The 19,948-nt window shown below is 69.5% G+C and carries 20 protein-coding genes; 8 read left to right on the forward strand and 12 right to left on the reverse strand.

The features are described from left to right. Window positions 1-109: 109 nt before the first annotated feature. Window positions 110-1,834 (forward strand): aminotransferase class V-fold PLP-dependent enzyme, encoded by a 1,725-nt coding sequence (locus tag ADL15_RS03855; protein ID WP_083970913.1) that lies wholly within the window; start codon window positions 110-112, stop codon window positions 1,832-1,834. Between the two features lie 122 nt (window positions 1,835-1,956). Here the strand turns inward: ADL15_RS03855 and ADL15_RS03860 are convergent, their stop codons facing one another. Together ADL15_RS03860 and ADL15_RS03865 are read right to left on the reverse strand one after the other, a co-directional pair. Beyond that, on the reverse strand, window positions 1,957-2,916 hold the full coding sequence (locus ADL15_RS03860; RefSeq protein ID WP_067685180.1) for a TolB family protein: 960 nt from the start codon (window positions 2,914-2,916) through the stop codon (window positions 1,957-1,959). 88 nt (window positions 2,917-3,004) lie between these two features. Continuing rightward, window positions 3,005-3,475, reverse strand: a complete 471-nt coding sequence (locus tag ADL15_RS03865; RefSeq protein WP_067685181.1) for an SRPBCC family protein — start codon at window positions 3,473-3,475, stop codon at window positions 3,005-3,007. 205 nt (window positions 3,476-3,680) lie between these two features. On the opposite strand from ADL15_RS03865, the gene ADL15_RS03870 reads away from it, so the two are divergent. From ADL15_RS03870 to ADL15_RS03890, 5 genes are all read left to right on the forward strand, one after another. After that, a complete protein-coding gene (locus ADL15_RS03870; protein WP_157441144.1) occupies window positions 3,681-5,288 on the forward strand; it encodes an SGNH/GDSL hydrolase family protein in 1,608 nt (535 codons plus the stop codon). A gap of 112 nt (window positions 5,289-5,400) precedes the next feature. Then, complete coding sequence (locus ADL15_RS03875) at window positions 5,401-5,733, forward strand: hypothetical protein (RefSeq protein WP_157441145.1); 333 nt, start codon at window positions 5,401-5,403, stop codon at window positions 5,731-5,733. Window positions 5,734-5,793: 60 nt separating this feature from the next. Further along, complete coding sequence (locus ADL15_RS52620; RefSeq protein WP_067685184.1) at window positions 5,794-6,564, forward strand: DUF5984 family protein; 771 nt, start codon at window positions 5,794-5,796, stop codon at window positions 6,562-6,564. A 59-nt stretch (window positions 6,565-6,623) separates the two neighbouring features. Further along, on the forward strand, window positions 6,624-7,097 hold the full coding sequence (locus ADL15_RS03885; RefSeq protein ID WP_083970879.1) for a YrhB domain-containing protein: 474 nt from the start codon (window positions 6,624-6,626) through the stop codon (window positions 7,095-7,097). 24 nt (window positions 7,098-7,121) lie between these two features. Then, window positions 7,122-7,685: a VHL beta domain-containing protein gene (locus ADL15_RS03890; protein ID WP_067685186.1), complete on the forward strand. Its 564-nt coding sequence runs from the start codon at window positions 7,122-7,124 to the stop codon at window positions 7,683-7,685. A gap of 4 nt (window positions 7,686-7,689) precedes the next feature. Here the strand turns inward: ADL15_RS03890 and ADL15_RS03895 are convergent, their stop codons facing one another. From ADL15_RS03895 to ADL15_RS03935, 9 genes are all read right to left on the reverse strand, one after another. Next, complete coding sequence (locus ADL15_RS03895) at window positions 7,690-9,387, reverse strand: methyl-accepting chemotaxis protein (protein ID WP_067685187.1); 1,698 nt, start codon at window positions 9,385-9,387, stop codon at window positions 7,690-7,692. A 101-nt stretch (window positions 9,388-9,488) separates the two neighbouring features. Then, a complete protein-coding gene (locus ADL15_RS03900) occupies window positions 9,489-11,699 on the reverse strand; it encodes a chemotaxis protein CheA (RefSeq protein ID WP_067685188.1) in 2,211 nt (736 codons plus the stop codon). Then, window positions 11,699-11,980, reverse strand: coding sequence for an STAS domain-containing protein (locus ADL15_RS03905; RefSeq protein WP_198170511.1), 282 nt, complete (start codon window positions 11,978-11,980; stop codon window positions 11,699-11,701). Before ADL15_RS03905 ends, ADL15_RS03900 begins: the two co-directional genes overlap by 1 nt. Further along, window positions 11,977-12,345 carry a response regulator gene (locus ADL15_RS03910; RefSeq protein WP_067685189.1) on the reverse strand — a complete coding sequence of 123 codons (369 nt, stop codon included), beginning with the start codon at window positions 12,343-12,345 and terminating at the stop codon, window positions 11,977-11,979. The genes ADL15_RS03905 and ADL15_RS03910 overlap by 4 nt, the downstream gene beginning before the upstream one ends. A gap of 41 nt (window positions 12,346-12,386) precedes the next feature. Beyond that, entirely contained in the window at window positions 12,387-13,421 is a 1,035-nt protein-coding gene (locus tag ADL15_RS03915) for a methyl-accepting chemotaxis protein (RefSeq protein ID WP_067685190.1), read from the reverse strand. Then, on the reverse strand, window positions 13,414-14,502 hold the full coding sequence (locus tag ADL15_RS03920; protein ID WP_067685191.1) for a protein-glutamate methylesterase/protein-glutamine glutaminase: 1,089 nt from the start codon (window positions 14,500-14,502) through the stop codon (window positions 13,414-13,416). Before ADL15_RS03920 ends, ADL15_RS03915 begins: the two co-directional genes overlap by 8 nt. Continuing rightward, window positions 14,499-14,969 carry a chemotaxis protein CheD gene (locus ADL15_RS03925; RefSeq protein WP_157441146.1) on the reverse strand — a complete coding sequence of 157 codons (471 nt, stop codon included), beginning with the start codon at window positions 14,967-14,969 and terminating at the stop codon, window positions 14,499-14,501. The genes ADL15_RS03920 and ADL15_RS03925 overlap by 4 nt, the downstream gene beginning before the upstream one ends. Beyond that, window positions 14,962-15,798 carry a CheR family methyltransferase gene (locus tag ADL15_RS03930; RefSeq protein WP_232343881.1) on the reverse strand — a complete coding sequence of 279 codons (837 nt, stop codon included), beginning with the start codon at window positions 15,796-15,798 and terminating at the stop codon, window positions 14,962-14,964. The genes ADL15_RS03925 and ADL15_RS03930 overlap by 8 nt, the downstream gene beginning before the upstream one ends. After that, window positions 15,795-16,358 (reverse strand): chemotaxis protein CheW, encoded by a 564-nt coding sequence (locus ADL15_RS03935; protein ID WP_232343882.1) that lies wholly within the window; start codon window positions 16,356-16,358, stop codon window positions 15,795-15,797. Before ADL15_RS03935 ends, ADL15_RS03930 begins: the two co-directional genes overlap by 4 nt. 198 nt (window positions 16,359-16,556) lie before the next feature. Here ADL15_RS03935 and ADL15_RS03940 point away from each other — a divergent pair, with 198 nt between their 5' ends. Together ADL15_RS03940 and ADL15_RS03945 are read left to right on the forward strand one after the other, a co-directional pair. Then, on the forward strand, window positions 16,557-18,269 hold the full coding sequence (locus ADL15_RS03940; protein WP_083970881.1) for a methyl-accepting chemotaxis protein: 1,713 nt from the start codon (window positions 16,557-16,559) through the stop codon (window positions 18,267-18,269). A 255-nt stretch (window positions 18,270-18,524) separates the two neighbouring features. Beyond that, the gene (locus ADL15_RS03945; RefSeq protein WP_067685195.1) at window positions 18,525-19,496 is read left to right on the forward strand and encodes an arabinan endo-1,5-alpha-L-arabinosidase; all 972 of its coding nucleotides are present in this window, start codon (window positions 18,525-18,527) and stop codon (window positions 19,494-19,496) included. Between the two features lie 74 nt (window positions 19,497-19,570). Here ADL15_RS03945 and ADL15_RS52625 read toward each other — a convergent pair whose 3' ends face one another. Then, complete coding sequence (locus ADL15_RS52625) at window positions 19,571-19,840, reverse strand: hypothetical protein (protein ID WP_157441147.1); 270 nt, start codon at window positions 19,838-19,840, stop codon at window positions 19,571-19,573. Window positions 19,841-19,948: the final 108 nt, after the last annotated feature.

The following is a 19,948-nucleotide window of genomic DNA, read 5'->3' on the forward strand; positions in this document are numbered from 1 at the left end:
CTCGGCCGGCGTGCCGTCGAACCTGACGGTAGCCGCGCCGGGGTGCAGCCGAGCAGAATCGGCGCAACCGGCGGTTGAACCGGGACCGGCCCATCCTGAGGTGAGCGACATGCTGAACCGCATCCGGAACGGGCTCCTCGGAGCCGATCACGTGCTGGACGGGCCGTACGGGCCGCGCCGGATCACCTACGCCGACTACACCGCGTCCGGGCAGGCGCTGGACTTCGTCGAGGACTTCCTCCGCGACCAGGTGCTCACCCGGTACGCGAACACGCACACCGAGGCGTCCGCGACCGGCGCGCAGACCGGGGCGCTGCGTGAACAGGCCCGCGCGCTCATCCACCGCAGTGTCGGGGCCGGTCCCGAACACGTCGTGCTGTTCTGCGGCTCGGGGGCGACGGCGGCGGTCGCCAAGCTGACCGGGATCTTGGGCTTGCGGCTGCCTGAGCAGCTCGACGACCGGTACCACCTGCGCGCGCACATCCCGCGGCGGGAGCGCCCGGTGGTGTTCGTCGGGCCGTACGAGCATCACTCCAACGAGCTGCCGTGGCGGGAATCGATCGCCGACGTCGTGGAGATCGACGCAGATCGCACCGGGCACGTGGACCTGGGCGCGCTGCGGGCGGCGCTGCGGGCGTACGCGGATCGGCCACTGCGGATCGGCAGCTTCTCGGCCGCCTCGAACGTGACCGGGATCCTGACCGACACGACGGCGGTCGCCGGTGTGCTGCGCGAGCACGGTGCGTTGTCGGTGTGGGACTACGCGGCGGCCGGTCCGTACGTACCCATCTCGATGAACAGCAAGGACGCGGTCTTCCTGTCGCCGCACAAATTCGCCGGCGGACCGCAGACCCCGGGCGTGCTCGTCGTCGACCGGCGGCTGCTCACCAACCGGGTCCCGGTCGTCCCGGGCGGCGGCACGGTGGCCTACGTCGATCCGACCGGCCACCGCTATCTCGACGACCCGGTGGCGCGCGAGGAGGGCGGCACCCCGGCGATCGTCGAGTCGATCCGGGCCGGCCTGGTCTTCGCGGTCAAGGACGCGGTCGGCACGGACCTGATCGCCGACCGGGAACGATCACTGTGGCAGCGCGCCCGCGCCCGCTGGCTGGCCGAGGAGAACATCGCGATCCTCGGCGACGTCGACGCGGACCGCCTGTCGATCGTGTCGTTCCAGATCCGCGCCGAGGGCCGTTTCCTGCACCACAACTTCGTCGCGGCACTGCTCAACGACGTGTTCGGCATCCAGGCGCGCAGCGGCTGCTCGTGCGCGGGCCCCTACGGCCACCGCCTGCTCGGCATCGACGAGGCCCACTCCCGCAAGTTCCGCGACGAGATCCTCGGCGGCTGGGAGGGCATCAAACCGGGCTGGAGCCGCCTGAACCTGAACTACTTCATCTCGGACACCGTCGCGGACTACCTGATCGACGCGGTGGCGCTGATCGCCCGGCACGGCGCGCGGCTGCTGCCCGACTACTGCTTCGACCCCCGGTCCGGCCGGTGGACCCACCGCCGAGCCACTCCCCCACCGCTGCGGCTTTCCGATTTGCGGCTTTCGGCGGACGGATCGGTCACCATGCCCCCGCCCCCGACCGCGCGGGCCGGCGAGGAGGTCTTGCCCGGCTATCTGATCGAGGCCCACCGGCTCATGAGCGCCCGGCCGGTCCCGGCCGACGGAACGCATGCGGATCTGCCGCCGGCCTTCGAGAAGCTGCGCTGGTTCCTGCTCCCGGACACCTGCCGCTCCCGGTCCGCTGCTTCTTCCGGTCCACCCCTTTCCGGTACGCGGATGACAGCGCTCTCCGCGGCCGACCTGCCCCCGGACGACAGATAGCGCCCGGCCGCTGACCGGCGGCAAGGACAAGCCCTCAGGCGTGACGACCTGGGCAGACACCGACCGGGACCAGCCTCTCCTGTCGCCAGAAGAGGCTGGTCCCGGTCAGAAACGGCCCAGGATCAGGACTGGTAGTCGCGCAGCGTCAGGTTACGCAGCGCAGCCGGCTCGGCCTTGGTCGCCAGGACCTTGCCCTTGGCGGACACCAGCGTCAGCACCCGCTTGCTCGCCGGGCCGCTGCGGACCAGCAGCGTGCCGTTCGACTGGATCAGGACCTGCGACACCGCGCCACGCACCGGCAGGGCGACAACCTTGCCGGTCTTGGTGTTGATCACGGTGTCGGCCACCTCGCCGCTGCCGATGTCACCGTCGGTCTCGTCGCCCTTGATCAGGTCGACGGTGATCCGGCTGCCGTCGCGGTTGGTGCTGACGATGTCGTACGCCCGCAGTTTCTTCGGGTTGTTGCGGTCGAACTTGCCGAGCACCGGCACCCGCGTGACGCCGGTCCCGTTGACCCGGGCCGACCAGATGCCGCCCGTGCCGTCCGACCAGAGGTAACGCTTGCCGTCGCCGGTCATCCGGTAGTGGATGCCCTTACTCTGCAGGCTGCGCGGCAACGCGGTGAACTTGCCGGTCGAGATCTGCACGACGCCGGCCTTGTTGTCGGACTTCCGCGCGACGATCAGACCCTTGCCGTTGGCGGTCCAGTTCGGTCCGAAGCCGACCGGTGCCACCTTCAGCGTGAGCTTGCGGACGTGGGTGCCGTCCGGGTTCGCCACCCGGAGCAGACCGGTTCCGGTCACGTAGGCCAGCCGCTTGCCGTCCGGCGAGAACTCGGCGAAGTACGCCGGGTAGCCGCTGAGCACGGTGCGCTGCTTGCCGTTGCGGTAGGAGACGAACTTCAGGCCGCCGGACTGCTCCTTGGCGTAGTACAACGTACCGTTGATCTTGGGAGTGGCGGCCGATGCGGCGACGGCCGCAACCGGAGCGGACGCCGGTGCCGCGGAGGCCGCGGTGGCCGCCAGGCCGGGCAGCAGGAGCAGACCCGTGGCGACAGCCAAGCCGGCCTTGATCGATTTCATGTTTCCCCCGTGCGTGGTGTGCGGCGATGCGGTGCTGTCCGACCGCGCCCCGACGCTATCGCCGCCCGTCACGCCCACCCTGGCGCAACTACTCCTTGGCACGAATCCGGGAATGAGCCGCCTCGGCCAAGTGTGCGATGTGGACGCTTCGCTTTTTCAACAACCTTTTCAGGTACGGCGTGAGCACGATCCGGGTCACCACCGCACCCAACGCTCCCAGCGGCGCCCGAACCGTCATCCGATCCGTCATCCGCGTGCGCCCGTCTCCAAGATTTTCGAAGCAGTGCTCGTGCCGCATCGACCGAAAGGGACCACGCGTCTGCTCGTCCACGAAGCGCCGCGGCCGGTCATAGGCAGTGATCCGGCTCGTCATCCGCCACCACACACCGAGGTGCCGAGCCCTGAACGTCACCTCGTCACCGAGCCCCAACCGGCGGCGGCCCGCGGCCGTCGTCGCGGTCTCCCGGCTCCCGGCCAGGGACGCGGCATGAACGTCAACGTCGAGCTCCAGGTCGAACACCGTCCCCGGCGCAGCGTTGACGACCGAAACGACCTCGATCTCCGCGGAAACGGACGCAGCCTAATACCGGGTCGCGCCGAGCCGGCGAGCAGCCTGAACGGCGTAAGCCTGACGGATCGTCCTGGAAACCGACCGGTCCCGCGAGCCGACCGCTCGGCCAGTGCACCCCGGCTGAGCGCATGCTGACAGGCCATCACGGCTGCGGTTGGCTGGAGTCTCAAATCCGACCGACGGGATTTAAGTCGTGTTTCGCCGTAAAACCGCCGTTCTCCTCGCCGCGTTGACCGCAGCCACCAGCGTCGCCGCCCCGGCCTCGGCCGCCACTCAGGTCTGGCGTCCCGGGGACGCCTTCGCCACCGTGACGAACACCGCGCCCTGGACGTTCGCCCAGGGCAGCGGCTTCGACGCGACGACCTATCGCCCGCTCACCACGTACACCACCGGCAACTGCGGCATCGCCGGGTTGCAGGCGCTCAGCGACCCGGCCGGGCTGCCGTCGGCCGGCTACAACAGCAACAACCACGTCGTGGCGGGGGCCGGCACCTGTTCTTCGCCGTTCTCGATCCCGGCGCACGGGCTGACGGTGCACCCGATGGCCAACGACGCGATCGTGATGTGGACCGCGCCGGGCGACCAGCCCGTCAGCATCACCGGCTTGATCTCCGACGCCGACAAGAGCTGTGGCAATGGCATCGACTGGCGGCTCGCGCTCCTGCCCGCCGGGGCGGGTTCGGCCTACTGGGAGCTGGCTCGCGGCGGTTTCGACAACGGCGGGACGGCCTCGCCGATCACCGGTCGCTCGGTGACCTCGATACCGGCCGAGAAGGGTGACCGCATCGTGCTGAACGTCAGCTCGGGCGGCAATCCCGACTGCGACCTGACCAACGTCGCGCTCACCATCACGCCGGTCTCGGTGCCTGGATACGCCTATGTCGCCATGGGCGACTCCTACTCGTCCGGGGAGGGCTCCCCGGAGAACACCTTCTTCTCCGACACCAAGCGGCCGGACCAGAAGAGTGGCGGCACCACCGGATGTCACCGGTCCAGCGTGGGCTGGCCGACCACGATCGCGGCGGCGAAACGGCTGAGCGGTGCGCAGTGGAAGTTCGCGGCATGCTCCGGCGCGCGGGCGATCGACTTCTACCAGACCAACGGCAGCAACCCGGCCGAGCGGGCGCAGATGCTGTGGCTGTCGCGAACCACCAAGCTCGTCACGTACACGATCGGTGGCAACGACGTAGGATTCGCCGACATCCTGAAGGACTGTGTAGGCGACCCGATCCACTACACGCCTGGCGGCTTCGGCTGCTCCACACCCGGTCGCAAGGGCCATGACACGGCCGAGGCCGGTCTCACGAAACTCACCGCCGGAATGCGGATCTCGCCGACCGGCACGACCCGGACGCTCGCCGACGTCTACGCCGACACCGCGCGGCGGATCTCGCCGACCGGCAAGGTGATCGTCGCCGGCTATCCCCGGCTGTTCGCCCTCGGCGGGTCCTGCCAGGTCGGTGTGGCGCAGAAGCTGGGCGGGACGGCCCGGATCCCGCTGTCGGTCAATGCGGCCGATGTGGCGTACCTCAACAACGTGCTGGTCCGCGGCAACAAAATCATCGCCGGCGCGGTGTCGGCCGCGAACGCCACACTCGCCCGCGAAGGACGCAAGATCCGGGTCGTGCCGGCCACCAAGGTGGCCACCGAGTTCAACGCACACAGCCTCTGCGGCAAGAACGCGGAGTATCTCAACGGCGCGGTGCTGAACGGCACCCACACCACCCCCGACCAGCGAAGCTTCCACCCGAACAAGTACGGCCAGAGCGCGTACGCGAAAGCAGTCAAGGCAGCTCTGTGAGCCCACCGAGTGAAGCGGCCCATTGCCCGAGTCGCCGCTGCTGGACAGCTTGATGATCATGATCAGGAAGGCGCCCCGGACGTGGCTGGCGGTAGGGCGGCCCCGTCGCGCGATGGCGGCGCTGGCACCCGCATACGGTGTCGTCATCGCAACGGCGCTGACCCTGAGGTTCGGGCAGGCGAATCTGCTCCTCGAATCGGTCCCGTATCTTCTGGTCAGCGCCGTTCCGCTGCTGGTCCGCAGCTCACGGGCCTTCAACGGCGCCTGCTACACGGCGGCCGTCCTGCTGGTGTGCGGCGGCTGCGTCTTCGGCGGCGTGGTGTTCCTCCCCGCGGCGTTGCCGCTCATCTGCGCCACCCCGCCCGGGCTGGGTGCCCCGGTACTACAGGTAGGCGTGGCCACGGCCCTGGCAGCCACAGTCGTGGCGCTGGTCGCATCCCTCTGAACCGACCCCCTGATCCGTCCGCGCGTCGTGGTTACGCTGTCGTACGAAATGGGGTGATCGGTGTTTCGGATCGAGTTCGTGCTTCGGCCGGTGCTGGACGTGCCGGCCTGGGGTGGTGACGAACCGAGGCTGCACTGGTTCGGCTTGACCAGTGCGTGGTATTGGATGAGCGCCCCGGGCTGCGAATTCCTCCGCTACACCGACGACGCGGTGCGCCACTGGGACCTCGAGCGGCCGCATCCCGACTACTACGTCGCCCGGCTCTGGGAAGACCTGAACGGGCTGCGCTGGGCGCTGCGGGAACCCGTACCCGAGGATCTGATCCCGCTGGTGGACGGAACCTTCGTGTCGCGCGAGTTCCCCGACGACGACTTCGGCGACGACGTGGATGCCGTTTTCGATGTCCAGGGCGACTACTGCCTCGATCTGGGTTATCTCACCGACTCGCCGGAGGTGAGCTGCTGGCGGCATGTGGTGGACGGCGCGGATCTGGTGACCTTTCGCCAGCAGGTGGCACCGGCGGGGCTCGGCACCTTCGGGCCGGCACAGCTGGACGCCACGGTGCCGGCCGTGGAGTTCTTCGCCGCGGTCGAGGATTTCGACCGCCGGTTCATCGCGGCGATGGAGGACCGGGTCACCGCGCTGGAACGGTCCGGGCCGCCGCCCGGGATCGACCTGGACGTACGGCAGCTGCGGGCCGAGCACACGAACCGCAGCGGCTGGCTCGGGCAGCGCCTGACCACGCCCCGCGCCGTCGACTGGGCGAAGGTACGAGTCGGGGCTGCGGAACTCCGCACGTGGCCACCACTACCCCAACCCGACAACGGCTGATCCAGGCCACTCCGGATGCCGCCGCCGACGACGGCGACGCAGGCGACGATGATGGCTCGATGATCTCGCGAGGGCGTGCTGTGGAGCTGGCCGAGGCCCGGATGCGGAGGGATCGCGAGAGCCGGCCGGCGAGCGCGCCGGAGTTGGCGGTCTCCGAGGTGGAGGAGCATGAGCTGGGCTGGATCGTGCACTGGGCCTCGGTCGACTACCTCCGCACCGGTGACCCTCAATATCGGCTGGGCGGCGGCCCCTACCTCGTGGACCGCTACGACCAGAGCGTCCACACCATCGGCACCGTCGCCTCCGTCACCGGCGACTGGGTGTGGAGGTATGTGGAGCAGGTCTGGCAGGTCACACTCCTGGACGTCCTCGCGGAGCGGGTCCGTCAGGTCCTGTCCGACGAAGGCTTTCTCTCCGCGATGCGGCATCTGCGCCGGACCGCCCCGGCACTGACCCCGGCACAGGCGAAGATCTATGTCACCTGCGTAGAAGACGGCATCGAGCTTCCGCCCGAGTTGGTCGGCTTGACGTGAGCGGCGGCCTACTACCGTGGCACCGTGACCGACAAGCTGCCTGAGGTGCCGCCGGCCTATCAGCCACCCGCGACCGTGCCGCTGGCGCCCTGGGAGCCGCCTCTCGTCGAAACCGGTCCACCCCAGACCAAGCGCGGCCTCGCCACCCTAGTGATCACTCTCGGTCTCCTGCTGTGCCTCGGCGCGGTCGTGCTGGCCATCCGCCTCTGGCCGCAGAGCAAGAACGAGACATCCCCCGCCGCCGTCACGACCACAGCCCCCGCGCCGGAAGCCACCACGCCGGAAGTGGCTGTGACCGGCCTGCCGGAACTCCAAGCCCTCCCGGCCACCGCTGAGCAGGATCTCAAGGACGCCACCGACGGCACGTCCACTTCGATCCGCTTCACCAACACCACCAGCGAAACGGTCAGCGTCTCCTGGCTCAACTACGACCACAACCGGACCTGGTACGCCGACCTGGCCCCCGGCCAGTCCTACGACCAGCAGACCTACACCGGCCACGTCTGGGTGATCACCCGCACCGGCGGCACCGCCCTCGCCCTCTACGTCGCCACCACCGACCCTGCCGAAGCGATCATCAAACAGTAGAAGATCAGACCGCCAACCGGTCCAGCCGCTCGATCGCCGCCGACACCTCACCCGTCAACGCGCTCAGAGTGCTCGCCTGCTCCCCCGTCATGACCTGCGCCTGCGCGGTCGTCACATCGATGTCCGCTATCGCCCCGCTCATCGTCGACATGATCTCCACGACCGCCTCCACGTGCTCGTTCAGCTCGTCCAGGGTCGCGCTGATGGTCGCCGTGGACTCCGCGGTTGTCGTCGCCAACGACTTCACCTCGTCGGCCACCACCCCGAAGCCCTTCCCGGCCTCCCCGGCCCGCGCCGCCTCGATCGTCGCGTTCAGCGCGAGCAGGTTCGTCTGCTTGGCGATCCCGCCGATGAACCGGGCCACCTCGTCCACCCGCCGCAGGCTCGCGTGCAGGGTGCCGACCGCGCCGGCGGCCGCCTCGTTGCTGACCAGCAGGCGACCCGCGGCATCGCGGACCCCGGCCACCTGACCTTCGATCCGCCCGGCCGCCGCGCTCACCGTCGCGGCCCGCTCGGACACGCCCGCCAGCTGCTCGTTGACCGCCGCCGACGTCCCGGTGACCAGTTCCCGGGCCGCGCGCCGCGAGGAGTCCTGTGCCGCGCGCTGCTCCTCGTGCGCGAGCTGCACCTCCTGCTGGCGCTGCTCCTGCTCGGTGCGCAGCTGCTGCTCGTTGGTGCTGATCCGGTCGAGCATCGAGTCGATCGCCCGGCCGAGCGCGGCGAGGTCGTCGGTGCCGGACGCGTTGATCCGCAGCTGATGGTCACCGGAGGCGATGATCTGCTCGGTGGTGCGCAGCAGCGGACGGACCCGGCCGCGCAGCGCCCGGCGGGTCGACCAGCGCATCAACCCGACCAGCAGCAGGCTGGCCACGGCCACCATGGCGAACAGCCGCCAGGCGGTACGGGTCGCGGCCTGGTAGATCGGCCGGGGCTGGATCGCCTCCAGGGTCAGGCTGCCGCCGTCGAGGGTGCCGATGGTGGCGTCGACCGCGATCCGGTCGGCGTCCAGCACCACGGTGTGCACCGCGACCGAGCCGATCATGCTGGTCAGCGCGGGCTGGGCGATCGCGCCGGACCTGGCGCCGGTGGCGAGCGTGATGCTCAGGTCGAGGTCCTTGCCGAGCGCGCCGAGACGGACGGTGCTGAGCTGTTTGAGCATGACGAAGCCGCCGGACGGCGTGCCCTCGCCGGTGCTGTGGAACGCGCCCAGGCCGCAGAACAGGTAGCCCCCGCCGGCGGACAGCACGCCGCAGGTGGCGGTTCCGGCCGGGGCGCCGGGATCGTAGAGCCGCTTGAGCAGGGCCGGGTCGGTCAGCCCGGCCGGCAGGGCGAGGTATTGGTCGCCACCGGGGGTGAGGCCACCGGCGCGCAGGCTGCCGTCGGGCCCGATGCCCAGGACGCCGTCCAGGTCGTTCGCGTCGTGCTGGGTGGCCGGCGGGAAGTTGGCCTCGAAGCTCGCCGTGTCGGCCGTGCCGATGGCGTCGTAGGCCTCGTCCCAGATGCTGTTGGTGACGCCGAACGCCGTCAGCAGCCGGGCCTGACCGTCGAGCCCGATCCGGATCCGCTCGGCGTCCTGCGCCACCTGCCGGGCCTCGAGGTCGCCGAACGCACCGGTGGCAACCTCACGGAGAAGCAGGAAGCCGAGGACACATGCGGTCAGGGCGCCTACGGCGGGCAGGATTCGTCGTGCTTCCGGTCGCATATCCGTTGCATCGGCGTGGCCGCTAAACGTCTGAGTAATAGCCGACTGTGTCCCCGGTTACTCAACGTGACCACAGAAGCAACCGAACCACGACTACAAGATCAGACAAGCACCGCCTGCCGGGTCTGTTCCCGATCAGAGTGATCGGCGATCAGCGGCCCCACGTCCAGGATCAGCGCGATCCCGCCGTCGCCCAGGATCGTCGACCCGCTGATGCACTTCACCCGGCTGAACAGCACCCCGAGCGGCTTGATCACCGTCTGCAGCTCGCCCAGCAGGCTGTCCACCACCAGCCCGGTCCGCAGCCCGGACTGCTCCACGATCACCACGCTCTGGCGGCGCGCCGGCGGACCCGGTATGTGGAACAGCTCCCGCAACCTGATGAACGGCAGCACCTCGCCGCGCAGGTTCATGCACTCCCGGCCCAGCTGCCCCTCCGGCAACTCCACGCACTCGGTGACCCGGTCCAGCGGCACGATGAACGACGACTGTCCGACGCCGACCAGGAACCCATCGATGATCGCCAGCGTGAGCGGCAGCCGGATCCGGATCGTGGTGCCCAGACCGCGGGTCGTCTCCACCTCGATGCTCCCGCGCAGCGCGGAGACGTTGCGCTTGACCACGTCCATGCCCACCCCCCGGCCGGACAGATTGGAAACGGTCGCCGCGGTCGAGAATCCCGGTTCGAAGATCAGGTTGTAGACCTCGGGATCGGTCAGCGCGGTGTCCGGCGCGATCAGCTCCCGTTCCACGGCCTTGGCCAGGATCCGCTCCCGGTCCAGCCCGCGCCCGTCGTCGGTCACCTCGATCACGATGTTGCCGGCGTCGTGATAGGCGTTCAGCCGCAACGTCCCCTGGGGCGCCTTGCCGTGCCGACGGCGCTCCGCGGCCTGCTCAATTCCATGATCAAGACTATTGCGTACGAGGTGCAGCAACGGGTCACTGATCCGCTCGACGAGAGCCTTGTCCATCTCGGTGTCCCCACCCGTGATCACCAGGGACACCTCCTTGCCGAGCTCCATGCAGACGTCCCGCACCACCCGCTCGAACCGCCGCAGCGTGGTACCGATCGGCACCATCCGCAGCGACAGCGCACTGTGCCGCACCTCGTCGACCAGCCGCATCACCTCACCCTGCGCTTCACTGGCGGCATCCGAGCGAGCGGTGTCGGATCTGGCCGAAGCCCCGGCGGACCCAGCCCCGTCCGACCCAGCCCCGTCGGAGCCGGTGAACCCGGTGCTGGACTGCGCGATCACCAGCTCACCCACCAGGTCGATCAGCTTGTCGAGCCGGGCCGCGTCCACCCGGATGGTCCGGGTGTCCTGCGAGCGGGTCTCGGTGGTGCGCCGCTGCCTGGACAGCGCCGCGTCCACGATCCCGCGCTGCACGATGCCCTGCTCGATCAGGATCTCCCCGATCGGCACCGGCTGGGTGCCCTCACGGACCGCCCGTTCCTGCTGGACGCGCAGCGCCTCGGCCAGTTCGAGCTCGGTGACCGCGCCGCTGCTGACCAGCACGTCGCCGATCCGGTCGTTCTCCGGCATGGCCCGGATCGCGGAGACGTACGCGTCGAGCCGGCTCTCCGCGGGCGTGATCCGGATGTCGCTGTCCTCGCGGACAAAATCGAAGACCGCTTCGATCTCGCTCTTCGGCGCGGTCGTCTCGAGGTCCACGGTGAAGCCCAGGTAACAGGTCTCCGGGTCCATCTCGGCGGCCTCGGGCAGCCGGTTGATGTCGGTGCTGACGGCGGTGACCGTGCCGAGCGTGGACAGGTAGCGCAGGAACGACAGCGGGTCCATCCCGTTGCGCAGGCAGTCCGGGCCGAACCGCAGGTCCAGGTGCCAGACGCCGTCCTGCGGCGGGGCGGCCACCGCGGTCTCGCCGACGGGCGCCGGCACGGCCGGGCCGCCGGCCAGGTACGGCTCCAGCCCGGTCAGCAGCCGGGCCCCGTCGGCGGCCCGGGCGGCGTCCGGTTCGAGCCGGCCCTGCGCGATCCCCTCGATCATCGCCGAGATGTGGTCGACGCACGGCAGCAGCGCGCTGACCAGCCCGGGTGTCACCGGCAGCTGGCCCTCGCGGACCGAGCCCAGCACGGTCTCCACCACGTGCGTGAACGAGACCAGGTGGGTGAGCCCGAACAGCCCGGCCGAGCCCTTGACGGTGTGCGCGGCCCGGAAGATCGCGTTGACCGCCTCGCCGCCGGACGGCTGGTCCTCCAGCTCGAGCAGGCCCTCTTCCAGGCCCTGCACCAGGTCACGCGCCTCGGTCACGAACATGTCGAGCGCTTCGCGCATGTCGTCGTCGAGGGCCATCACAGCTCCAGGCGGGTCAGGGAGAGCACCTCCGCGACGGCGGGGCTGGGGTCGGCGAACTCCACCGGCAGGCCCAGGCGTACGCCTTCGTTGCGGGCCACCAGCAGCACCTGCAGCCCGGCGGTGTCCAGGTCGGCGATGCCGGACAGGTCGATCCGCAGGCCGGCGCCGTCGCCGAGCGTGGCGAGCAGGCGTTCCCGGTGCTCGGCGGCGGTGACGACGGTCAGCTCGTCGTCGAAGACGAACCGGCGCAGCCCGCCGGCCGGTGCGACCGTGGTCACGGGCCGACCAGTTTCGACACCGCGCTGAGCATCTGCTCGGGCTGGAACGGTTTGGTCACCCAGGCTTTCGCGCCGGCCGCCTGGGCCTGCTTCTTCTTGTCCTCCTGGGACTCGGTGGTGAGCATGATGATCGGGGTGAACTTGTAGGCCGGCAACTTCTTCGCCTCGGCCACGAACGTAATCCCGTCCATGTTCGGCATGTTCACGTCCGAAATGATCAGGTGGATGCGCTGGCCGCCCAGTTTGCTCAGCGCGTCCTTTCCGTCATTGGCAGTGATCACCTCGTATCCGGCGCCTTTCAACGCGATGCTGACCACCTGCCGCACCGACGCGGAATCGTCCACGATGAGAATGGTTTTGGCCATCGCCGCCTCCTATGAGGAATCGTTCTGCGGGAAAATGGTGCTCAGAAGAATGTGATCTCGGATTCGCTGACCTTGGCGGGCCCGCCGGAGTTGTGCGCCTGGTGTTCCTCGGCCATCGTGTAGCGGGACGCGAGCTCGTCCAGCAGCACGCGGGCGTCCAGCGGCGCGGCCCCGGACGCGGCGGCCGCCGCGACGTCCGGGAAGAGCCCGATGTTGTCCCTCAGGTGTTCGAGCATCTGGTTGACCCGGTCCTGGAACTGCAGGTTGACCAGCGAGTCGCTGATCTCGCCGCGGATGCCGACGGCGGCCTGTTCCAGGCCCTGCGAGGAGTCCCGGATCCGGCCCAGCATGGTCATCAGGTCGTCGAGCACGGCCTGCACCTCACCGTTGGCGTGCGCGACCGCGTTGCCCTCGATCTCGGCGCTGGCCTCCGCGGTGGCCAGCACCGCGGTGATCGCCTGGGCGACCCGGTCGACCTTCTCGACCATGCGTTCGCTGGTGTTCTGCGAGCGGTCGGCGAGCTGGCGCACCTCCAGGGCGACCACGCCGAACGCGGCGCCGGCCGCACCGACGCGCTGCGCCTCGATCGCCGCGTTCAGCGCGAGCAGGTTGGTCTGCGACGCGATCCGGGTGACCTCGCCGGACATCTGGCGCAGCTCCTCGTTGAGGCTCAGCAGCGAGTGCAGCTCGGCGAGCGCCTCGCGTTTGCCGGTCAGCGCGTCGTCAAGGGTGCCGACCACGATGCCGAGGCGTTCGCGGCTGCGGTCGAACGCGCCGCCCTGCCCCTCGTCGAGCACCCCGGACGACGAGGTGAGCACGGTGTCGAGGTGCTCGACGATGCCGGCGAACGTCTCGGTGAGCTGCGAAACGGCGCTTTCCATCTGCGTACGAGATGAATCGATCTGGGCGGACCAGACCGGCGCAACCGAACCGGCGAACCTGGTGAGGTCCTGCCCGCCGCCGTCCGGCGGTACGCCGGCAGCGGCCGGGCCGTGGTTGATCCGGCGACCGCGCAGCGCCCAGCCGACACCGGCGCCGACGGCCAGCGCGACCGCCGCGATGAGGACGTCAGCCATGGTGGTGGATCACCTCCGCGATCGTGGACAGGGGTGTCTCGCGGTCGACGGCTCCGAGCGCGACCGCCTCCCGGGGCATGCCGTACACCACGCAGGTCGCCTCGTCCTGGGCCACCGTGAACGCGCCGGCCTTGTGCATCTCGAGCAGTCCGCGCGCGCCGTCGTCACCCATCCCGGTCATGATCACGCCGAGCGCGTCCGGGCCGGCCGCCTTCGCCACCGACCGGAACATCACGTCCACCGACGGCCGGTGCCGGTTGACCGGCGGCCCGTCGAAGACCCGCACCCGGTAGCGGGTGTCCATCCGCAGCACTTCGAGGTGCCGGCCGCCCGGGGCGACCAGCACCTCGCCGGGCAGCACCGGGTCGCCGTCCTTCGCTTCCCGGACCCGGACCCGGCACATGCCGTCGAGCCGGGCGGCGAACGCGGCGGTGAACTTCTCCGGCATGTGCTGCACCACGACCACGCCGGGTCCGCCGGGCGCGAGCGCGGTGAGCACCACCTCGAGGGCCTGGGTGCCGCCGGTGGAGGTGCCGATCGCGATCAGTCGTTCCGCGACGGAGGCCTGTGAGCGCGGCCGCGGCGCGGACGGCGGGGCCAGGACCGTCCGGGCTGACGGTGCGCCGGCCCCTGCGGGCCGTCCGCCGGCGGGGACAACCGCGGGGGTACGGGTACGCCGGCGCTGACCGGCAGCCGCCGCCGCGCGCACGGCCGCCACGATGTCGCCCCCGTCGTCCTCGATGAACTTCTTCAGCCCGGTCTCCGGCTTGGCGATCACGGCGACCGCGCCGGCCGACAGCGCTTCCAGGGACTTCTCCGCGTTGCGCTGGGTCAGCGTCGAGCAGATCACCACCGGTGTCGGGCGTACCTCCATGATCTTCTTCAGGAAGGTGAGCCCGTCCATCCGGGGCATCTCCAGGTCCAGCACCACGACGTCGGGCCAGGACTTGTTCATGTGCTCCATCGCGAAGATGGGATCGGCGACCGCGCCGGTCACCTCGATGCCCGGGTTCTCCCGCAGCCGGGCCGAGAGGACCTGGCGCATCACCGCCGAGTCGTCCACGATCAGCACGCCGATCATGCCGCTGCCACCGCGAGCGCGCGCATCCACACCGTGCCGGTGGCCACGTCGAAGATCAGGCGCCGGGCGCCGGTGCCGCCCAGCTGCCGTACCGAGACGGTGAACCCGTGGTCGCGCAGCAGCGCGCCGCCCGCCTCGATGTTGTGGTTCGCCACGTTCAGCGACGACGGGACGTTCAGGTGCGGGAACTGCTGGCCGCCGCCGAACATCTTCACCTCGTACTGGTCCGGGCTGGTCCGGGTGCGGCGCACGTCGCGCAGGAAGTGGGCGATCGCGCCGTCGGCGTAGCGGGCGTTGAACGGCTCGCCGGGCGGGGTGCCGCACGGCAGCATGTAGTGGCACATGCCGCCGATCCGCAGCCCCGCGTGCCACATGGTGATCGAGATGCACGAGCCGAGCACGGTGTGCATCCGGGTGTCCGCGGCGGCGAACCGGTAGTCGCCGGGGTTGAGGTAGATGTCAGCCACGGCCGTCACCGTCCGCCGCGTAGATCGACGGCTGGACCATCCGCAGCCGCGACGGGATCGCGTTGAGCGACTCCGAGCTGCCGACGATCAGGTGCCCGCCCGGGACCAGCATCTCCTGCAGCCGCTGGACCAGGGAGCGCTTGGTGTCCTGATCGAAATAGATCATCACGTTGCGCAGCATGATCACGTCGAACTTGCCGAGGTGGGCGAAGTCCTCGATCAGGTTGAGGCAGTGGAACTGGACCGTGGCGCGCAGCTCGCGGTTGACCGTCATCAGGCCCTCGTACTCGTCCCGGCCCTTGAGGCAGAACCGGCGCAGCAGCTGCCGCGGGATCTTCTCGGCCGCCGCGATCGGGTAGAGCCCGGTGCGCGCGCCCTCGACGACCCGGGTCGACACGTCCGTACCGATGATCTCCCAACTGCCCGGCGGCAACACGTCGGCCAGCACCATCGCCGCGGTGTACGCCTCCTCGCCGGTCGAGCTGGCCGCGCTCCACAGCCGGAACGTGCGCCCGGCCCGGCGGCCCGGCAGCACCTCGCGGCGCAGGAACTCGAAATGCTGCTCCTCGCGGAAGAAGAACGTCTCGTTCGTGGTCAGCAGGTCGATCATCTGGCGCAGCTCGCCCGAGCCGGAGCGGTCCTGCAGCAGCCGTACGTAGTCGGCGTACCCGGACAGCCCCAGCGCCCGGATCCGCCGGTCCAGCCGGCTGGCCACCAGCGCCTCCTTGCCGGGCGCCAGCCGGATGCCGGTGTGCTCGTGCAGGATCCCGGTGATGAACTGGAAGTCCGCCCGGCTCAACGACCGCGCGTACGCCTGCGGGGCGATCACGGCGAGCCCGGATCCGCCGGCTCGCGGTGCCCGGCCGGGCGCTGGGCGACCTCGCTGATCCGGACCATGTCGCTGATCGACAGCACGTGGCTGATGTCCAGCAGGATCAGGAAGTCGTCGTCGCGGCGGGCCATCCCGCTGATGTAGTCGGCCCGGATCCCGGCGCCGAACGCGGGCGCCGGCTCGATCTGGTCGGGCAGCAGCGTCACCACCTTGGACGCCGAGTCGACGAGCACCCCGATGTCCTGGCCGTCGGCGAGCCCGTCGGCACCGTCCAGCTCGGTCATCTCGGCCAGCGATGAATCGGTGATGTGCACGATGATGATGCTGGTGCGCCGCTGGATCGTGGTGCTGCCCCGGCCGAACCGGATGGCCAGGTCGATCACCGGCACCGCCCGGCCGCGCAGGTTGATCACGCCGCGGATGAAGTCGGGCATCATCGGCACCACGGTCAGGGCCCGGTACTCCAGGATCTCCGTCACGTGGAAGATGTCGAGCGCGTACGCCTCGCTGTTCAGCGTGAACGTCAGATACCGCCCGGCTTCGGTAACCGTGCTCACCGTCAGCCTCCCCCGTCGTGCTCTGCGGTCTGCTCATTCGATCAGATTCTTCACCGACCGGCGGAGCATCGACCATTTACGGCCCGTTGTCCGATTCCGTCGGCATTCCTCGGGAAACTGCTTTCCGGCATCGCTCCGACATCTCGCCGATAGGCTGGCTCGAAGGCGGTGAGAACCGGGTCCAGGGGGAGCAATTCCATGACGGAATCATCGGTAGCACGCCCGCAGCGGAGCCGGTTCTCATTCCGGGATCTGCCGATCGCGGGAAAACTGCGCGGGCTCGCCGGAATCGTGTGCGTCCTGCTGATCGTCCTCGGCGTTTTCGGGATCTTCCAATTGGGTCGTACCCAGGACCGCCTGGCGCATCTCTACAACAGCAACCTGCACGACGTGCGCCAGCTCGGGGAGATCGCTGCCGACTACCGGGACGTCCGGCTCGCGCTGCGCAGCGTGGCGATGGCCACCGCCGGCTCGGAGACCGATGCCGCCCTGGTCCGGCTCGACGGCGCGGTCACCGCGATGGATCAGATCTGGGCCTCGTTCACCCCGACTGCCCAGGGTGACGCCGACCAGGAGACGTTCACCGCCAACTGGATCGCGTACAAGAAGCTGCTGACCGACAAACTGCGCCCGCTGGCCGCGGCCAGCAAGATCAGCGAATTCAACAAGGTCGTCGCCGACCAGGTGAACCCGGTGTCCGACGCCATGAACACGGCCGTCGACAACTTGATCGCCAAGGACGACGGGGCGGCCAAGAAGTCGCTGGCCGAGTCCGCCGACGCCTACGCCACCGCGCGGATGCTGATGATCGTGCTGATCCTGGTGGCGCTGGTGCTCACGTTCACCGTGGTGCAGGTGATCGTCCGGGCGGTGGCGCGGCCGCTGAACGAGACGGTCACCGTGCTCACCGGGCTCTCCCAGGGCCGCCTCGACCAGCGGGTGACCGTTTACGGCCAGGACGAGGTGGGGCGGATGGGCATGGCGCTGAACAGCGCGCTCGATCGCCTCAGCGAGACGGTGTCCACCGTCGTCGAGTCCGCGGCCCAGCTCAACAGCGCGTCGAACCAGATCAGCGGCGCCTCGCAGAGCCTGTCGCAGGCCGCCACCGAGCAGGCCGCCAGCGTCGAGGAGACCACCGCGAGCATCGAGGAGATGACCGCCGGGATCAGCCAGAACAGCGAGAACGCGGCCGCCACCGAGGGCATCGCGACGACCACCGCGGCCGAGGCCCAGGAGGGCGGCAACGCCGTCCAGCTGACCGTCGCGGCGATGAAGGAGATCACCAGCAAGATCGGGATCATCGACGACATCGCGTTCCAGACCAACATGCTGGCGCTGAACGCGACGATCGAGGCGGCCCGGGCCGGCGAGCACGGCAAGGGGTTCGCGGTGGTCGCGACGGAGGTCGGCAAGCTCGCCGAGCGCAGCCAGATCGCCGCGCAGGAGATCAGCCAGCTGGCCGCCGGCAGCGTGCAGACCGCGGAACGCGCCGGGGAGCTGTTGTCCACGATGATTCCCAACATCGTGCGTACGTCCGATCTGGTCCAGGAGATCGCGGCCGCCAGCGGGGAGCAGTCCACCGGGGTCCGGCAGATCAACATCGCGATGTCGCAGATCGGCAAGGTCACCGAGCAGACCGCGTCGTCCAGTGAGGAGCTCGCGGCCACCGCGGAACAGATGTCGGCGCAGACCGCGCAGCTGACGTCCCTGATGGACTTCTTCACCACGGGCGGCGGCGGACACCGGTCGTCGTCGCGCAGCTTCGGCCAGCCGAACGCGACCTGGCCGGCCGCCAACCCGGGCCGCGGCACGTGGGACCGCGGCGGCGCGTACAACGAGAACTCGGCGCCGGCGATGAGCGCGACGAGCACCGCCCCGGTCGACCTGGAAGCCAAGTTCGACCGCTTCTGATCCCGCCCGCCGGCCTCTCGGGCGCCCGGTCCCCGGCGCGGAAGTCGCACCGACTCGAACGCAAACCGCCACGACCTCACGATCTTGTTGTGAGCGTCGCCAGCATGCCCGGGCAGCGGCTTGACTTCCGAAATGTGATCGTTAACATGTTGGCAATCACATAGACGTATGTGACTACGCTGACCCCCGTCCCCATGGGGCGGCCCCGTTTCCCCGAGCGGGGCCGCCCACCCCTCCCGGAAGGGCGAATCCCCCATGAAGACCCGCTTCCGTACCCTGCTGCTGGCCGGGCTGACCGGCGTCGTCGCCGTGCTCGGCGTCGGACCGGCGAGCGCCGCCACCTACCCGAACCCCGGCGTGGTGACCGGCTCGACCGGCGCGCACGACCCGTCGATCGCCAAGACCCCGAGCGGCGGTTACCTGCTCGCCACCACCGGCGACGGCATCACGCTGAAGACCTCACCCGACCGGACCAGGTTCACCGACGCCGGCAAGGCGTTCCCCAGCGGCACGTCCTGGGCCAACGACTACACCGGCGGCAGCGCCACCCTCTGGGCGCCGGACATCTCGTACCACGGCGGCAAGTACCTGATGTACTACGCCGCTTCCACGTTCGGCTCCAGCAAGTCGGCGATCTTCCTGGCCGCCTCCACCACCGGCGCGGCCGGCACCTGGTCCAACTACGGCAAGATCATCGAGTCGACGACCAGCAGCAACTGGAACGCGATCGATCCGAACCTCACGGTCACCCCGTCCGGCGAGTGGTGGCTCACGTTCGGTTCGTTCTGGTCCGGCATCAAGATGGTCAAAATCAATCCGAGTACGGGCAAGCGCGCCGACAGCACGCTCTACAACATCGCCGAGCGCTTCGTGAACAGCAAGTCGGTCGAGGCGCCGTACGTCTTCTACCACGCCGGCTACTACTACCTGTTCATGTCGTTCGACTTCTGCTGCCAGGGCGCGTCCAGCACGTACCGCACGATGGTCGCCCGGTCCACGTCGATCACCGGCCCGTACAAGGACCGCGCCGGCACCCTGACCACGGCCGGCGGCGGCACCGAGATCCTGGCCACCCACGGCAGCATCTACGGCCCGGGCCACCCGGCGGTCTTCACCGACACGGACGCCGACGTGCTGGTCTACCACTACTACACGTCCGCCGGTGACGCCCGCCTCGGCATCAACCTGCTCGGCTGGGACTCCTCCGCCTGGCCGTACGTGTACTGACCCCGCTCGGTGCGGGGATGTCACCGGCTTCGTCCGCTGGTGCCACCCCCGCGCCGGCCGAGGTCGCCCCGGGGTCAGGAATACGAGTCGGCGGCATCCAGCCCGAGAACACCGAGAATCGTCGTCAGCACCAGCGCGATCACAATCCCCGCTCCGACGAGCACCGCCGCGCCGACGATGATCGTCAGCCACGCCTTGCCCAGAGCGGAAGCGCTGGCCGCGAGCACCTGACCCGCGCTCGGCCTGATCCATGTCAGTGGTTGATACGTCCGCGTCGGCGCCGAACCCACCGCAGGGGACACGTGGCCCCGCACACCAGCGGATGAACTGACCTGAGCCTTCATGATGCCGCCTCCTTTGGCCGCAACACGCGATATGTATGCCCACTCCATCGGCCATGGGAATGCCTGGATGAGTGGCCGATCGGTCTGATTTGACCTGCCGAGCGTCGG

The sequence above is a fragment of the Actinoplanes awajinensis subsp. mycoplanecinus genome (assembly GCF_001509495.1).
Lineage (GTDB): Bacteria > Actinomycetota > Actinomycetes > Mycobacteriales > Micromonosporaceae > Actinoplanes > Actinoplanes palleronii.

Bases quoted from the DNA above. Each gene is read 5' to 3' on its own strand.
- ADL15_RS03855 (WP_083970913.1), top strand. From the start codon at position 110: ATGCTGAACCGCATCCGGAACGGGCTCCTCGGAGCCGATCACGTGCTG.
- ADL15_RS03860 (WP_067685180.1), bottom strand. From the start codon at position 2,916: ATGAAATCGATCAAGGCCGGCTTGGCTGTCGCCACGGGTCTGCTCCTG.
- ADL15_RS03875 (WP_157441145.1), top strand. From the start codon at position 5,401: ATGGCGGCGCTGGCACCCGCATACGGTGTCGTCATCGCAACGGCGCTG.
- ADL15_RS03885 (WP_083970879.1), top strand. From the start codon at position 6,624: ATGATCTCGCGAGGGCGTGCTGTGGAGCTGGCCGAGGCCCGGATGCGG.
- ADL15_RS03895 (WP_067685187.1), bottom strand. From the start codon at position 9,387: ATGCGACCGGAAGCACGACGAATCCTGCCCGCCGTAGGCGCCCTGACC.
- ADL15_RS03900 (WP_067685188.1), bottom strand. From the start codon at position 11,699: ATGGCCCTCGACGACGACATGCGCGAAGCGCTCGACATGTTCGTGACC.
- ADL15_RS03910 (WP_067685189.1), bottom strand. From the start codon at position 12,345: ATGGCCAAAACCATTCTCATCGTGGACGATTCCGCGTCGGTGCGGCAG.
- ADL15_RS03915 (WP_067685190.1), bottom strand. From the start codon at position 13,421: ATGGCTGACGTCCTCATCGCGGCGGTCGCGCTGGCCGTCGGCGCCGGT.
- ADL15_RS03920 (WP_067685191.1), bottom strand. From the start codon at position 14,502: ATGATCGGCGTGCTGATCGTGGACGACTCGGCGGTGATGCGCCAGGTC.
- ADL15_RS03940 (WP_083970881.1), top strand. From the start codon at position 16,557: ATGACGGAATCATCGGTAGCACGCCCGCAGCGGAGCCGGTTCTCATTC.
- ADL15_RS03945 (WP_067685195.1), top strand. From the start codon at position 18,525: ATGAAGACCCGCTTCCGTACCCTGCTGCTGGCCGGGCTGACCGGCGTC.
- ADL15_RS52625 (WP_157441147.1), bottom strand. From the start codon at position 19,840: ATGAAGGCTCAGGTCAGTTCATCCGCTGGTGTGCGGGGCCACGTGTCC.